A 425-nucleotide genomic window follows, 5' to 3' on the forward strand; every position below is an offset into this window, starting at 1 on the left:
ATCGTATGATGTCATCCGCGCCAGGGTGGCGCATTTGAAGGAGGAGACCATGTCTAACGTGCATATTTTGGCAATTGACCTCGCCAAACGAAGCTTTCAGATCTGTGGCACTGATCGGGGTGGGGCGGTTCTATTTAACCGTACGGTTTCCCGCGCGAAGCTGATGCAGGTGCTTGATACGCAGGAGCCATGCATTGTGGCAATGGAAGCGTGCGCGACCAGCCACTATTGGGGCCGCGTCGCGCAGAGCAGCGGCCACGATGTCAGGCTGATTCCGCCTATTTATGTAAAGCCTTTCGTCAAGTTATGGCGAGGTGAGCATAACTTTACTAATCACGAGGTCGTCGTAATGCGGAGGAGCGCGGCCTGATCGGCGGATTTTCGCCGTTCTTGTCGATGTTCCTCCGCATTATTTCAGAGTGTGT

Annotated in this window: 1 pseudogene; it reads left to right on the forward strand. The window is 54.1% G+C overall.

The features are described from left to right. Positions 1-370 (forward strand): annotated as a pseudogene (locus M0412_RS26440) (hypothetical protein); the annotation flags it as partial. Positions 371-425 lie beyond the last annotated feature (55 nt).

Origin of the sequence: Agrobacterium sp. O3.4 (assembly GCF_041414895.1) — a bacterium.
GTDB classification, from domain to species: domain Bacteria; phylum Pseudomonadota; class Alphaproteobacteria; order Rhizobiales; family Rhizobiaceae; genus Agrobacterium; species Agrobacterium cucumeris.